A 13,313-nucleotide genomic window follows, 5' to 3' on the forward strand; every position below is an offset into this window, starting at 1 on the left:
GCCGGTCCCGGGTCGCACGCGCGAGTCGGGTCGCCCCTGCGCCCCCGCGCGATCCCGTACTCTTCGCGCACCGCGACACTCCCGTCACGCTACGCTCCCAAGGAATCCCGCTCCGGCAAAGGCGAAGCATGCCCCAGCACACCTCAGGGTCCGACCGCGCTGCGCTGCCCCCCGCTGCCCGTGGCAGCGTGCGGTCCACCGCGCCCTCGTCCCTGGAGGTGCTCTGGCGCTCGTACAAGGAGTCCGGTGACGAGCGGCTGCGGGAGCAGCTGATCCTGCACTACTCGCCGCTGGTCAAGTACGTTGCGGGCCGCGTCAGCGTGGGCCTGCCGCCCAATGTGGAACAGGCCGACTTCGTCTCCTCCGGGGTCTTCGGACTGATCGACGCCATCGAGAAGTTCGACATCGACCGGTCGATCAAGTTCGAGACGTACGCCATCACCCGGATCCGCGGCGCGATGATCGACGAACTGCGGGCGCTGGACTGGATTCCGCGCTCGGTCCGGCAGAAGGCCCGGGCCGTGGAGCGGGCCTACGCCACGCTGGAGGCCCAGCTGCGGCGCACCCCGACGGAGACCGAGGTCGCCGCGGAGATGGGGATCGGGGTCGAGGATCTCCACACGGTCTTCAGCCAGTTGTCCCTGGCCAACGTGGTCGCCCTGGAGGAGTTGCTGCACGTCGGCGGGGAGGGGGGCGACCGCCTCTCGCTGATGGACACCCTGGAGGACACCGCCGCCGACAACCCGGTGGCGGTGGCGGAGGACCGGGAGTTGCGGCGCCTGCTGGCGCGGGCCATCAACACCCTGCCCGAGCGGGAGAAGACGGTGGTCACCCTCTACTACTACGAGGGGCTCACGCTGGCCGAGATCGGCAACGTACTGGGCGTCACCGAGAGCCGGGTCAGCCAGATCCACACCAAGTCGGTGCTGCAACTGCGGGCGAAGCTCGCGGATGTGGGGCGGTGAGCTTGCGGTACCTCCGTAGAGTGGAGGGGTGCCCAGGATTCGAGCGGCCTCCGTGGCCGAGCACCGGTCGATGCAGCGCGGCGCCCTCTTGGACGCCGCACGCTCCCTGCTGTCCGAAGGCGGGACGGAGGCACTGACCTTCCCCGCCCTCGCGGAGCGGACCGGCCTCGCCCGGTCCTCCGTGTACGAGTACTTCCGCTCCCGAGCCGCTGTGGTCGAAGAGCTGTGCGCGGTGGACTTCCCCGTCTGGGCCGCCGAGATCGAGGCCGCGATGGAGCAGGTCCAGTCGCCCGAGGCCAAGATCGAGGCCTATGTGCGGAGCCAGCTGGGGCTGGTCGGCGACCGGCGGCACCGCGCGGTCGTGGCGATCTCCGCGAGCGAGCTGGACGCCGGGGCGCGGGAGAAGATCCGCGCGGCCCACGGGGGTCTGGTGGCGATGATCGTCGAGGCGCTGAGCTCTTCGGGGCAGGCGGAGCCGAGGCTGGCCGCGATGCTGCTGCAAGGGGTCGTGGATGCCGCCGTCCGGAGGATCGAGCTCGGGGCCGCCGAGGATCCGGACGTCGTGACGGAGACGGCCGTCGCCATGGCCCTGCGGGGCGTGCGGGGCTGAGCCCAGGTTCCTCCCTCCTGCCTCTCCGCCCGCGTCTCACCTCCCGCCGGGGTCCGGTAGCAGGCGGGGCGTCGGGCGGGGGAGCAGGGTGAGCGGGTTCAGGTACGCCTCGCCCGCCAGCAGGCCCCAGTGCAGGCACGGGACCGGACAGTGGGAGCCCTCCGTCAGGATCGCCACCACCTGGCCCGCCATAACCTGCTCGCCCTCCGAGACCAGCGGGCGGACCGGCTCGTACGTCGTGCGCAGTCCGTTCGGCAGGGCGATCGAGAGGACCCCGCGGCCGGCGACCGGGCCCGCGTGGTGGACCCGGCCGGCGGCGACCGCGCGGAGCTCGGCGCCCACCGGCGCGGACAGGTCCACCCCGCGGTGGCCGGCGGCGTACGGGGTCGGGGGCGGGTCCCACCAGCGGGCCACCGAGAGCGGCGCGGGCAGTGGCCGGACCCCGGGGACGGCCGCCTGGACCAGGGTCAGCAGCAGGCTGAGCAGCAGTGTCGTCATGATCTGAAGGGTCCCGGGCCAGGCCGACACGCGCGTCGCCCTGTGGACAGACCGGCGGATGTGGACAACGGCGTCACCCGGCATACCGCCGGGTCCCGTACACTTCTTGTGGCGATCCGGGTCACCGGGTCGACTTCGCACGCCCCAGCACCGAGCCGAAACGGCAGGTGACAGCGTCTCTCGGTCCCGATGGGGGCAGGGCGCGGCGGGGCGTCAGGAACCAAACCGAGAAACCAAGGAGATGGCCATGGCCGTCGTCACGATGCGGGAGCTGCTGGAAAGCGGCGTCCACTTCGGTCACCAGACCCGCCGTTGGAACCCGAAGATGAAGCGCTTCATCTTCACGGAGCGCAACGGCATCTACATCATCGACCTGCTGCAGTCGCTGTCGTACATCGACCGCGCCTACGAGTTCGTGAAGGAGACCGTCGCGCACGGTGGCTCCATCATGTTCGTCGGTACCAAGAAGCAGGCCCAGGAGGCCATCGCCGAGCAGGCGACGCGCGTTGGTATGCCGTACGTCAACCAGCGGTGGCTGGGTGGCATGCTCACCAACTTCTCCACCGTCTACAAGCGCCTCCAGCGTCTGAAGGAGCTTGAGGCGATCGACTTCGAGGACGTCGCCGCCTCGGGTCTCACCAAGAAGGAGCTCCTGGTCCTCTCCCGCGAGAAGACCAAGCTGGAGAAGACCCTCGGTGGTATCCGCGAGATGTCGAAGGTCCCCAGCGCCGTCTGGATCGTCGACACCAAGAAGGAGCACATCGCCGTCGGTGAGGCGCGCAAGCTCCACATCCCGGTCGTCGCGATCCTCGACACCAACTGTGACCCCGACGAGGTCGACTACAAGATCCCGGGCAACGACGACGCGATCCGCTCCGTCACCCTGCTCACCCGCGTGATCGCCGACGCCGTCGCCGAGGGCCTCATCGCCCGCTCCGGCGCTGCGACCGGCGACTCGAAGCCGGGCGAGAAGGCCGCCGCCGAGCCGCTCGCCGAGTGGGAGCGCGACCTGCTCGAGGGCGACAAGAAGGCCGACGCCGCTGAGGCCGCTCCGGCCGAGGCCGCCGCCGAGGCCCCGGCCGCCGACGCTCCGGCCGCCGAGGCCCCGGCCGCCGACGCCCCGGCTGCCGAGGCCCCGGCCGCCGACGCCGAGCAGGCCTGACCCACTGAGAGCGCCCGGCGTTCACTCGCCGGGCACTCGCAGCACGGACGATGACGGCGGGGGAGCCGCGCACACGGCGCGGCGCCTCCGCCGTTCACCCGTAGATCTACGACTTCGAGAGAGAATCACAGACTCATGGCGAACTACACCGCCGCTGACGTCAAGAAGCTCCGCGAGCTCACCGGCGCCGGCATGCTGGACTGCAAGAACGCGCTGGTCGAGGCTGACGGCGACGTCGAGAAGGCCCAGGAGGCCCTCCGCATCAAGGGTCAGAAGGGCGTCGCCAAGCGCGAGGGCCGTTCTGCCGAGAACGGTGCCGTCGTCTCCCTGATCGCCGACGACAACACCTCCGGTGTCCTCGTCGAGCTGAAGTGCGAGACGGACTTCGTCGCCAAGGGCGACAAGTTCCTGGCCGTCGCCAACCAGCTGGCCGCGCACGTCGCCGCCACCTCCCCGGCCGACATCGAGGCGCTGCTCGCGTCCGAGATCGAGCCCGGCAAGACCGTCACGGCCTTCGTGGACGAGGCGAACGCCAACCTCGGCGAGAAGATCGTCCTGGACCGCTTCGCGCAGTTCTCCGGCGCCTACGTCGCGTCGTACATGCACCGCACGATGCCCGACCTGCCGTTCCAGATCGGTGTCCTGGTCGAGCTCGACAAGGAGAACGCCGAGGTCGCCCGCGGCATCGCGCAGCACATCGCGGCGTTCGCCCCGCAGTGGCTCTCCAAGGAAGACGTTCCGGCCGAGAAGGTCGAGTCCGAGCGTCGCATCGCCGAAGAGGTCACCCGCGCGGAGGGCAAGCCCGAGGCCGCCCTGCCGAAGATCGTCGAGGGTCGCATCAACGGCTTCTTCAAGGACGCCACCCTGCTGGGCCAGGCGTACGCGCTGGACAACAAGAAGTCCGTCCAGAAGGTCCTGGACGAGGCCGGTGTCGCCCTGAAGCGCTTCAGCCGCATCAAGGTCGGCATCTGAGTCCGTCCGTACGCGAACGGACACCGGACCCCGGTAGGGTCTGAGGCAGTCGTCCGCGCTTGCGCGAGGCGACCGCAGATCTGACGAGGAGGCCATTGCCGCAGAGGGAACCGCGAGGACCCACCGGCAATGGCCTTCTTCGTATGTGCACGAGGAGATCTCCATGAATCAGGGCGTGGACCCCCACACCGCTTCCGACGACAAGAGCGACCAGGACAAGAAGGGCCGCCGCCGCTTCATGCTGAAGCTGTCGGGCGAAGCCTTCTCCGGTGGCAGAGGACTGGGCGTCGACCCCGACGTCGTCCACGCCATCGCGCGCGAGATCGCCGCGGTGGTCCGTGACGGCGCGGAGATCGCCGTCGTGATCGGCGGCGGAAACTTCTTCCGCGGCGCCGAACTCCAGCAGCGCGGCATGGACCGGGCCCGGTCCGACTACATGGGCATGCTCGGCACGGTCATGAACTGCCTCGCTCTCCAGGACTTCCTGGAGAAGGAGGGCATCGACTCCCGCGTGCAGACCGCCATCACCATGGGCCAGGTCGCGGAGCCGTACATCCCGCTGCGCGCCGTGCGGCACCTGGAGAAGGGCCGCGTCGTCATCTTCGGCGCCGGCATGGGCATGCCGTACTTCTCCACCGACACCACGGCCGCCCAGCGCGCCCTGGAGATCGACGCCGAGGCCCTGCTCATGGGCAAGAACGGTGTCGACGGGGTCTACGACTCCGACCCGAAGAAGAACCCCGACGCGGTGAAGTTCGACGCGCTGGAGTACGGAGAGGTCCTCTCCCGCGACCTCAAGGTCGCGGACGCGACCGCCATCACGCTGTGCCGTGACAACAAGCTGCCGATCCTCGTCTTCGAGCTGCTCGCCGAGGGCAATATCGCGCGCGCCGTCAAGGGTGAGAAGATCGGCACGCTCGTCAGCGACCAGGGAACCCGGGCCTGAGCAGTCCGCTGCCGGACCGAGCCCGGACCGGATCCGCCCGCCCCGCCCGCCTGAACCATCCATTCAAGACATGCAGGAGCACGTGGTGACCGAAGAGATCCTCCTCGAGGCCGAGGAGAAGATGGAAAAGGCCGTCGTCGTCGCCAAGGAAGACTTCGCCGCGATTCGCACCGGCCGTGCGCACCCGGCGATGTTCAACAAGATCGTGGCGGAGTACTACGGCGCCATCACGCCCATCAACCAGCTCGCGTCCTTCTCGGTGCCCGAGCCGCGCATGGCGATCGTGACCCCGTTCGACAAGAGCGCCCTGCGCAACATCGAGCAGGCCATCCGCGACTCCGACCTCGGTGTCAACCCGAGCAACGACGGCAGCATCATCCGGGTGACCTTCCCCGAGCTGACGCAGGACCGCCGCAAGGAGTACATCAAGGTCGCGCGCACCAAGGCCGAAGACTCCAAGATCTCCCTGCGCGCCGTCCGCCGCAAGGCGAAGGACGCCCTTGACAAGCTGGTCAAGGACAAGGAGGCCGGCGAGGACGAGGTGCGCCGCGCCGAGAAGGAGCTCGACGACACCACCGCGAAGTACGTCGCGCAGGTGGACGAGCTGCTCAAGCACAAGGAAGCCGAGCTGCTCGAAGTCTGATGAACGACTCTTCCTGGCAGCCGGAGCCAGTTCCGGCGGGTCCCGCATACGATGCGCAGGTGGGCCCGCACACTCGGCCCATGCCCATCGTGCCCGATGCCGCCGGCCGTGACTTCGACGACCGGGAAGCACGCGATCGGGGGGCCGTCCCGGACGGCGGCCTCCTCTTCCGCGCCGAGACGCCGCCGCAGGAGCCCATGCCCAGCCCCCCGCCCCCGCAGCCGCAGGACGCCTCGCCACCGCCGCCGAAGAAGCGCGCGGGACGGGACCTGCGTGCCGCCATAGGGGTCGGCGTCGGCCTCGGCGCCGTCATCTTCGCCTCGCTGCTGATCGTCAAGGCGGTCTTCGTCGGCGTCATCGTCGTGGCGGTCGTCGTGGGCCTGTGGGAGCTCACCTCCCGCCTGCAGGAGAAGAAGGGCATCAAGGCCCCGCTGGTCCCGCTCGCCGTCGGCGGCGCGGCCATGGTCATCGCCGGATACGTCCGCGGTGCCGAGGGCGCCTGGGTGGCCATGGCCCTGACCGTGCTGGCGGTCCTGGTCTGGCGGATGACCGAGCCGCCCGAGGACTACCTCAAGGACGTCACGGCGGGTGCCTTCGCGGCGTTCTACGTGCCCTTCCTGGCCACCTTCGTCGCGATGCTGCTCACCGCTGACGACGGGCCGCAGCGGGTGATCACCTTCCTGCTCCTGACGGTGGTCAGCGACACCGGGGCCTACGCGGTCGGCTGGCGCTTCGGCAAGACCAAGCTCGCGCCGCGCATCAGCCCCGGAAAGACCCGCGAGGGCCTGTTCGGCGCGGTGGCCTTCGCGATGGCCGCCGGCGCGCTGTGCATGGAGTTCCTGATCGACGGCGGCTCCTGGTGGCAGGGCCTGCTCCTGGGCCTGGCGGTCGCCGTCAGCGCCACGCTGGGCGACCTCGGCGAGTCGATGATCAAGCGGGACCTGGGCATCAAGGACATGGGCACCCTGCTGCCGGGACACGGCGGCATCATGGACCGGCTCGACTCGCTGCTGCCGACCGCCCCGGTGGTGTGGCTGCTCCTGGCCGCGTTCGTCGGTACGGGCTGACCTGCGGAAAGGCGTCGTAACACGCCGGGCGGTTACTCTTGGAAGGCGCGCTGCTTCTGCGGCGCGCCTTTCGTCTTACAAGGAGTACCTGCCATGGCCCGCCCTGTTCCGGGAGAGCTCACCTTCGTCGCCCCGCGCGGAGCCAAGAAGCCGCCCCGGCACCTCGCCGACCTCACTCCCGAGGAGCGCCGTGAGGCGGTGGCCGCGATCGGCGAGAAGCCGTTCCGGGCCAAGCAGCTCTCCCAGCACTACTTCGCGCGCTACGCGCACGACCCGGCCGAGTGGACCGACATCCCCGCGGGCTCCCGCGAGAAGCTCCGGCAGGAGCTCCTCCCGGACCTGATGAACGTCATCCGGCACATCAGCTGCGACAACGACACCACCCGCAAGACCCTGTGGAAGCTGCACGACGGCACGCTCGTCGAGTCCGTGCTCATGCGCTACCCCGACCGGGTCACGATGTGTATCTCCTCGCAGGCCGGCTGCGGCATGAACTGCCCGTTCTGCGCCACCGGCCAGGCGGGCCTGGACCGCAACCTGTCCACCGCCGAGATCGTGCACCAGATCGTCGACGGCATGCGCGCGCTGCGCGACGGGGAGGTCCCCGGCGGCCCGGCGCGGCTGTCGAACATCGTCTTCATGGGCATGGGCGAGCCGCTGGCCAACTACAACCGCGTGGTCGGCGCCATCCGCCGCCTCACCGACCCGGAGCCCGACGGCCTGGGCCTCTCCCAGCGCGGTATCACCGTCTCCACCGTCGGCCTGGTCCCCGCCATGCTGCGCTTCGCCGACGAGGGCTTCAAGTGCCGCCTCGCGGTCTCGCTGCACGCGCCCGACGACGAGCTGCGCGACACCCTGGTCCCCGTGAACACCCGCTGGAACGTCCGCGAGGTCCTCGGCGCGGCCTGGGAGTACGCGGAGAAGTCCGGCCGCCGGATCTCCATCGAGTACGCCCTGATCCGTGACATCAACGACCAGGCCTGGCGCGGCGACCTGCTGGGCAAGCTGCTCAAGGGCAAGCGTGTCCACGTCAACCTGATCCCGCTGAACCCGACGCCCGGCTCCAAGTGGACCGCCTCGCGGCCCGAGGACGAGAAGGCCTTCGTGGAGGCCATCGCCCGGCACGGCGTCCCCGTGACCGTACGGGACACCCGCGGCCAGGAGATCGACGGCGCGTGCGGTCAGCTGGCCGCTTCGGAGCGCTAGGTTCCGGTTCTGGCCGGTCGCGATCGGCCACGGGGTACCCTGTGGCCGAACCAATTTCATATTCCGACAGGGGAGCGCCACAGCGCTGAGAGTGCGGTATCCGTCATCCGCAGACCCTCTGAACCTCGCCCCGGTCATTCGGGGTAGGAAGTTCGGTCACCACTCAAGCTGTTGCGCCCTGCCCGGCGTCCGCTCGCGAAGAGCGCCGGGCAGGGCCGCGTCTTCTCCTGGACATCCCAGGAGGAATTCACCAGTGAGCACCACCAAGAAGCTGGCGGGCGCAGCGCTCGCGGCCGCGCTGGGCGTCGCCACGCTCAGCGCCTGCGGCGGCGATGCCAAGGACAAGTCCGCGGGTTCGAGCGACGCCCCGAAGTCCAAGACGGTCACGCTCGTCTCCCACGACTCCTTCAACGTGACCGACACGGTCCTCAAGGAGTTCGAGCAGCAGAGCGGCTACACCGTCAAGGTGCTGAAGTCGGGGGACGCGGGCGCGGCGCTCAACCAGGAGATCCTCACCAAGGGCTCCCCGCGCGGCGACGTCTTCTTCGGCGTCGACAACACCCTGCTCTCGCGCGCCCTCGACAACGGGATCTTCACGCCGTACGAGGCCAAGGGCCTGGCCGGGGTGAAGCCCGAGTACGTGCTCGACAAGGAGCACCGGGTCACGCCGATCGACTCCGGCGACATCTGCGTCAACTACGACAAGGCGTACTTCGCCGACAAGAAGCTCGCCCCGCCGCAGACGCTGGACGACCTGGTCAAGCCGGAGTACAAGAACCTGCTGGTCACCGAGAACGCGGCGACCTCCTCGCCCGGCCTCGGCTTCCTGCTCGCCTCCGTCGGCAAGTACGGCGAAGAGGGCTGGAAGGACTACTGGAGCAAGCTCAAGGCCAACGGCGTCGAGGTCGTCGACGGCTGGGAGCAGGCCTACAACGAGCGCTTCTCGGGCTCCGCGGGCGGCAAGAAGGCCAAGGGCGACCGTCCGCTGGTGGTCTCCTACGCCTCCAGCCCGCCGGTCGAGGTGCTGTACGGCGAGCCGCAGCCGGCCGAGGCCCCGACCGGCGTCTCCACCGGCACCTGCTTCCGCCAGACCGAGTTCGCGGGTCTGCTGAAGGGAGCGAAGAACGAGGAGGGCGGCAAGGCCCTCCTGGACTTCCTGATCAGCAAGAAGTTCCAGGAGGACATGCCCCTCCAGATGTTCGTGAACCCGGTGACGAAGGACGCTTCCCTGCCGGAGCTGTTCACGAAGCACGGTGTGGTGATCGAGAAGCCCGAGAACGTCGCTCCCGAGAGCATCGCCAAGAACCGTGATCAGTGGGTCAAGGCATGGACCTCGCTCGTCGTGAAGTAAGCGGCACCAAGGAGCCGGGTGCGGCGCCGGGAGGCGCCGCACCGGGCCCCGGCCCTCGCGAGGGCCGGCGGGCGATCGCGGTGCGACTCGCCCTGATGGCCGTACCCCTGGTCTTCTTCGGGCTCTTCTTCGCCTATCCCGTCGCCGCGATCGTCGGGCGCGGGCTCAAGACCGACGACGGCTGGCAGTTCGGCCGGATCGGCGAGGTGCTCGCCCGGCCCGACATCGCCGACGTGCTGTGGTTCACCACCTGGCAGGCGCTCGCCTCCACCGCGCTCACGCTGGTGATCGCACTCCCCGCCGCGTACGTCTTCGCGCGCCTCGACTTCCCCGGCAAGCAGCTGCTGCGGGCGGTGGTGACGGTCCCCTTCGTGCTGCCGACCGTGGTGGTCGGTACCGCCTTCCTCGCGCTGGTCGGCCGGGGCGGGCTGATGGACGAGCTGTGGGGCGTCCGGCTGGACACCACCGTGTGGGCGATCCTGCTCGCGCACGTCTTCTTCAACTACGCCGTCGTCGTACGGACGGTCGGCGGGCTCTGGGCGCAGCTGGACCCGCGCCAGGAGGAGGCCGCCCGCGTGCTGGGCGCCGGACGGTTCGCCGCCTGGCGGCATGTGACGCTGCCGGCGCTGGCCCCGGCGGTGGCGGCCGCCTCGCTGATGGTGTTCCTGTTCACCTTCAGCTCCTTCGGCGTCGTGCAGATCCTGGGCGGCCCCTCGTACTCCACCCTGGAGGTGGAGGTCTACCGGCAGACCGCGCAGTTCCTGGACCTGTCCACGGCCGCCGTGCTGACGATGGTGCAGTTCGCGGCGATCGGCGGGGTCCTCGCCGTGCACGCCCGGACGGTGCGTCGGCGGGAGACCGCGCTGCGGCTCGTGGACCCGGCGCGTACGGCCCACCGGCCGCGCGGCTGGGCGCAGAGCGCCCTGCTGGGCGGGGTGCTGCTGACGATCGCGCTGCTGATCGTGCTGCCGCTGGGCGTGCTGGTGGAACGGTCCTTCGACGTTCCCGGCGGATACGGGTTCGGTTTCTACCGGGCGCTGCAGGACACGGGCGCCGGCGGCGGAACGTTCCTGGTGCCGCCGCTGGAGGCGATCTGGAACTCGCTCCAGTACGCGCTCGCCGCCACCGCCATCGCCCTGCTCGTCGGAGGCCTCGCGGCCGCCGCGCTGACCCGGCGGGCGGGCCGTTTCGTACGGGGCTTCGACGCGCTTCTGATGCTGCCGCTCGGGGTGTCCGCCGTGACGGTGGGCTTCGGCTTCCTGATCACACTGGACGAGCCGCCGCTGGATCTGCGGACCTCGTGGATCCTGGTGCCGCTCGCGCAGGCGCTGGTGGGCGTGCCTTTCGTCGTACGGACCATGCTGCCGGTCCTGCGCGCCGTCGACGCACGGCTGCGGGAGGCGGCCGCCGTCCTCGGCGCGTCCCCGCTGCGGGCGTGGCGGGAGGTGGACCTGCCGCTGGTGCGGCGGGCCCTGCTGATCGCGGCCGGGTTCGCCTTCGCCGTCTCGCTGGGCGAGTTCGGTGCGACCGTCTTCATCGCCCGGCCCGACCGGCCGACGCTGCCGGTGGCCGTGGCGCGGCTGCTGGGACGGGCCGGTGAGCTGAACTACGGGCAGGCGATGGCCCTGAGCACGATTCTGATGCTGGTGTGCGCGGTGTCCCTGCTGGTGCTGGAGCGACTGCGACCCGACAAGACCTCCGGAGAATTCTGATGACGCTGCTTCAGCTGGAAGGGGTGTCGGTCCGCTTCGGTGAGCGGGCGGGCGGGTACGCCCTGGACCGCGTGGACCTGCGGGTCGCCGAGCACGAGATCGTGTGCGTGCTGGGGCCGAGCGGGAGCGGCAAATCCACCCTGCTCCGGGTCGTCGCCGGGCTCCAGCAGGTGTCCGCGGGGCGGGTGCTGCTCGGCGGCGCGGACCAGGCGGCCGTGCCCACGCACCGTCGGGGCGTCGGCCTGATGTTCCAGGACCACCAGCTGTTCCCGCACCGGGACGTCGGCGGGAACGTCGCTTTCGGGCTGCGGATGCGGGGCTCCTCGAAGAGCGCCTGCGAGGGCCGGGTCGCGGAGCTGCTGGAGCTGGTCGGGCTCCCCGGAGCCGGGAAGCGGGCGGTGGCCTCCCTGTCCGGCGGCGAGCAGCAGCGGGTCGCGCTGGCCCGGGCACTGGCCCCGTCCCCGCGGCTGCTGATGCTGGACGAACCGCTGGGTCAGCTGGACCGCGGGCTGCGGGAGCGCCTCGTGGTGGAGCTGCAGGGCCTGTTCTCCCGGCTGGGCACGACCGTGCTGGCCGTCACGCACGACCAGGGGGAGGCCTTCGCGCTGGCCGACCGGGTGGTGGTGATGTGCGACGGGCGGATCGCGCAGGCCGGTACCCCGCTGGAGGTGTGGCAGCGGCCCGCGTCGGAGTTCGTGGCGCGGTTCCTCGGCTTCGAGAACGTGGTGCCGGCCGTGGTGTCGGGCGGCGTGGCGGGGACCCCGTGGGGGAAGGTGCCGGTTCCCGATGGGGAGGCGGACGGGGAGCGGCGGCTGCTGATCCGCCCGGCGGGGGTCGTGCTGGGGCCGGACGGCCTGCGGTGCGAGGTGCTCTCCCGCACCTTCCGGGGAACGCACGTCGCACTGCTGCTGCGGCCGGAGGCGGGTCCGGTGCTGGAGGCGGAGTGCGCACTGGCGGGGGCGCCCGCCGTGGGGGACCGGGTCGCGGTGACCTTCGCCCCCGCGGAGGTGGTCGTACTCCCGGCGGACGCCCCGGGCTGCGGTGACGTGGACGACGCCGCCTAGTGATCTGGTTCGGAGATGCGTGAGCAGTAGCGGCAGATCCGGTCGAGAATCTGGTCGGCGGTCTTGGTCCACTTGAACGGCCGGGCATCGTCGTTCCAGACCTTGATCCAGTTCTCGAGTGCGGCCTTGAGGTCGTCGAGAGAGCAGAACACCCCACGCTCAAGGCAGCGTCGTTCCAGCTCCGCGAACCACCGCTCGACCTGGTTGATCCACGACGAGTAGGTGGGGGTGAAGTGAAGCTGGAAGCGAGGATGCGCGAGAAGCCACTTGTGCACCACGAGTGCCTTGTGGGCGGAGAGGTTGTCGCAGATCACGTGGACCGCCAGGCCCTTGCTGGTCTGGCGGTCGATCTCGTCGAGGAAGTCCCGGAAGTCCACGGCCCGGTGCTGAGCGGACAGCTTCGTGATCACCTTGCCGGTTGCGGTGTTCAGGGCGGCGAACAGATCAACGGTGCCGTGCCTGACGTAGTCGAAGCTTCGCCGCTCGGGCACTCCAGGGATCATGGGCAGCACCGGCGCGGTCCGCTCCAGGGCCTGGATCTGCGGTTTCTCGTCCACCGCGAACACCACCGCGTTCGCCGGCGGGGCCAGGTAGAGGCCGACGACGTCACGGATCTTGTCGATGAGGAACGGGTCCGGGGAGACCTTGAACGTCTCGGTCCGCCATGGCTGCAGGCCGAAGGCGTGCCAGATCCGCAGCACGCTCGCAGGGGAGATCCCCACGACCTTGGCCAGCTCCCGCTTGGACCAGTGCGTCCCACCGGCGGGTGTCTCTTCGAGGGTCCGGACCACCACCTCTTCCACCTGGGCGTCAGTGATGGTCCGCGGCACCCCGGGCCTGGCCTCGTCAGCGAGTCCGTCTAGCCGGTCCCGCAGGAACCGGGTCCGCCACTTGGCGACGGTGCCACGGTTCACTCCCAGCCGGGCGGCCACCGCCAGGTTCGGCCCGCCGTCCGCACACGCCAGCACGATCCGCGCCCGCAGGGCCAGACCCTGCGCGGTCGTGCGGCGCTTGACCCAGTTGTTCAACACCTGCCGCTCGGTCGCACTCAGGACCAGCGGCTCCAGCCTGCTGTCACCCACAACCCACAGCAGACCGAAACCGACCAGCGCCCGTC

The 13,313-nt window shown here is 70.2% G+C and carries 13 protein-coding genes; 11 read left to right on the top strand and 2 right to left on the bottom strand.

Translation table 11 applies throughout. The features are described from left to right. Nucleotides 1-128: 128 nt before the first annotated feature. Entirely contained in the window at nucleotides 129-965 is an 837-nt protein-coding gene (gene whiG / locus OG429_RS27320) for an RNA polymerase sigma factor WhiG (RefSeq protein ID WP_328927888.1), read from the top strand. A gap of 52 nt (nucleotides 966-1,017) precedes the next feature. After that, entirely contained in the window at nucleotides 1,018-1,575 is a 558-nt protein-coding gene (locus OG429_RS27325; protein ID WP_328930441.1) for a TetR/AcrR family transcriptional regulator, read from the top strand. A gap of 36 nt (nucleotides 1,576-1,611) precedes the next feature. Here the strand turns inward: OG429_RS27325 and OG429_RS27330 are convergent, their stop codons facing one another. After that, entirely contained in the window at nucleotides 1,612-2,073 is a 462-nt protein-coding gene (locus tag OG429_RS27330) for a M23 family metallopeptidase (protein ID WP_328927889.1), read from the bottom strand. A gap of 247 nt (nucleotides 2,074-2,320) precedes the next feature. On the opposite strand from OG429_RS27330, the gene rpsB reads away from it, so the two are divergent. From rpsB to OG429_RS27375, 9 genes are all read left to right on the top strand, one after another. After that, on the top strand, nucleotides 2,321-3,235 hold the full coding sequence (rpsB, locus tag OG429_RS27335; RefSeq protein WP_328927890.1) for a 30S ribosomal protein S2: 915 nt from the start codon (nucleotides 2,321-2,323) through the stop codon (nucleotides 3,233-3,235). A 135-nt stretch (nucleotides 3,236-3,370) separates the two neighbouring features. Next, nucleotides 3,371-4,207, top strand: a complete 837-nt coding sequence (gene tsf / locus OG429_RS27340; protein WP_328927891.1) for a translation elongation factor Ts — start codon at nucleotides 3,371-3,373, stop codon at nucleotides 4,205-4,207. A 163-nt stretch (nucleotides 4,208-4,370) separates the two neighbouring features. Then, nucleotides 4,371-5,153, top strand: coding sequence for a UMP kinase (gene pyrH, locus OG429_RS27345; RefSeq protein ID WP_328927892.1), 783 nt, complete (start codon nucleotides 4,371-4,373; stop codon nucleotides 5,151-5,153). An 85-nt stretch (nucleotides 5,154-5,238) separates the two neighbouring features. Beyond that, on the top strand, nucleotides 5,239-5,796 hold the full coding sequence (frr, locus tag OG429_RS27350; RefSeq protein ID WP_030016386.1) for a ribosome recycling factor: 558 nt from the start codon (nucleotides 5,239-5,241) through the stop codon (nucleotides 5,794-5,796). After that, entirely contained in the window at nucleotides 5,796-6,863 is a 1,068-nt protein-coding gene (locus OG429_RS27355; RefSeq protein ID WP_328927893.1) for a phosphatidate cytidylyltransferase, read from the top strand. Before frr ends, OG429_RS27355 begins: the two co-directional genes overlap by 1 nt. Before the next feature lie 93 nt (nucleotides 6,864-6,956). Further along, the gene (rlmN, locus tag OG429_RS27360; protein WP_328927894.1) at nucleotides 6,957-8,069 is read left to right on the top strand and encodes a 23S rRNA (adenine(2503)-C(2))-methyltransferase RlmN; all 1,113 of its coding nucleotides are present in this window, start codon (nucleotides 6,957-6,959) and stop codon (nucleotides 8,067-8,069) included. A gap of 253 nt (nucleotides 8,070-8,322) precedes the next feature. After that, nucleotides 8,323-9,420 carry a thiamine ABC transporter substrate-binding protein gene (locus OG429_RS27365; protein WP_328927895.1) on the top strand — a complete coding sequence of 366 codons (1,098 nt, stop codon included), beginning with the start codon at nucleotides 8,323-8,325 and terminating at the stop codon, nucleotides 9,418-9,420. Nucleotides 9,421-9,515: 95 nt separating this feature from the next. After that, nucleotides 9,516-11,132, top strand: a complete 1,617-nt coding sequence (locus tag OG429_RS27370; RefSeq protein WP_328930442.1) for an ABC transporter permease — start codon at nucleotides 9,516-9,518, stop codon at nucleotides 11,130-11,132. Then, nucleotides 11,132-12,196: an ABC transporter ATP-binding protein gene (locus tag OG429_RS27375; protein ID WP_328927896.1), complete on the top strand. Its 1,065-nt coding sequence runs from the start codon at nucleotides 11,132-11,134 to the stop codon at nucleotides 12,194-12,196. The genes OG429_RS27370 and OG429_RS27375 overlap by 1 nt, the downstream gene beginning before the upstream one ends. Here OG429_RS27375 and OG429_RS27380 read toward each other — a convergent pair. Continuing rightward, a complete protein-coding gene (locus OG429_RS27380; RefSeq protein WP_328927897.1) occupies nucleotides 12,193-13,278 on the bottom strand; it encodes an IS630 family transposase in 1,086 nt (361 codons plus the stop codon). The genes OG429_RS27375 and OG429_RS27380 overlap by 4 nt on opposite strands. Nucleotides 13,279-13,313: the final 35 nt, after the last annotated feature.

This window comes from Streptomyces sp. NBC_00190 (assembly GCF_036203305.1).
In the GTDB taxonomy this organism is placed as follows: domain Bacteria; phylum Actinomycetota; class Actinomycetes; order Streptomycetales; family Streptomycetaceae; genus Streptomyces.

What these genes read in the sequence shown, in the direction of transcription:
- whiG (WP_328927888.1), top strand. Translation starts at nt 129, where the DNA reads ATGCCCCAGCACACCTCAGGGTCCGACCGCGCTGCGCTGCCCCCCGCT.
- OG429_RS27330 (WP_328927889.1), bottom strand. Translation starts at nt 2,073, where the DNA reads ATGACGACACTGCTGCTCAGCCTGCTGCTGACCCTGGTCCAGGCGGCC.
- rpsB (WP_328927890.1), top strand. Translation starts at nt 2,321, where the DNA reads ATGGCCGTCGTCACGATGCGGGAGCTGCTGGAAAGCGGCGTCCACTTC.
- tsf (WP_328927891.1), top strand. Translation starts at nt 3,371, where the DNA reads ATGGCGAACTACACCGCCGCTGACGTCAAGAAGCTCCGCGAGCTCACC.
- pyrH (WP_328927892.1), top strand. Translation starts at nt 4,371, where the DNA reads ATGAATCAGGGCGTGGACCCCCACACCGCTTCCGACGACAAGAGCGAC.
- OG429_RS27355 (WP_328927893.1), top strand. Translation starts at nt 5,796, where the DNA reads ATGAACGACTCTTCCTGGCAGCCGGAGCCAGTTCCGGCGGGTCCCGCA.
- rlmN (WP_328927894.1), top strand. Translation starts at nt 6,957, where the DNA reads ATGGCCCGCCCTGTTCCGGGAGAGCTCACCTTCGTCGCCCCGCGCGGA.
- OG429_RS27370 (WP_328930442.1), top strand. Translation starts at nt 9,516, where the DNA reads ATGGCCGTACCCCTGGTCTTCTTCGGGCTCTTCTTCGCCTATCCCGTC.
- OG429_RS27375 (WP_328927896.1), top strand. Translation starts at nt 11,132, where the DNA reads ATGACGCTGCTTCAGCTGGAAGGGGTGTCGGTCCGCTTCGGTGAGCGG.